A 462-nucleotide genomic window follows, 5' to 3' on the forward strand; every position below is an offset into this window, starting at 1 on the left:
CAGCGGGCCGCCGGCGGCTCCGGTATCCTCCTCAGAACCCGAAGCCGCCGTTTCCTGCTAGCTTGGCAGATACTCAGCACTCCAGGTCTCGCTGATCGTACCGGAGGCGATCAGCCGGTCGATCTCGGCGTCGGTGCAGTTCAAGGACCGGAGAACGGCGCGCGTAGACGCCCCGTACTTCTCCGCCGGCGCGACAGCCTTGACCTTGCCGACGGCCGGACGGATGGCGAAGGGGTCGAGCTGCGTGACCGTGTGTCCGCTCGGATGGTTCGGGAAGATGGAGAAGGAATAGCTGCCCCGGTCGATCCCGGGCGTGCCGTCGGCAATACGGGCACTGCGGCTGCGGATCGTTTCGATGTTCTCACAGAGCGATACGCCAATATCGGCTTCCTGCAGGCGCTGCTGCCAGGTTTCCGCCGGCGCGGTCAGGAAAGCCCCTGCGAGATAGGCCTCGCGATCGGA

Annotated in this window: 1 pseudogene; it reads right to left on the reverse strand. The window is 65.8% G+C overall.

The annotated features are described in order from the left end of the window. Positions 1-57 precede the first annotated feature (57 nt). Positions 58-462, reverse strand: a pseudogene (locus AC0C6X_RS30165) (CoA transferase); the annotation flags it as partial.

This window comes from Ensifer sp. VA4 (genome assembly GCF_055710065.1).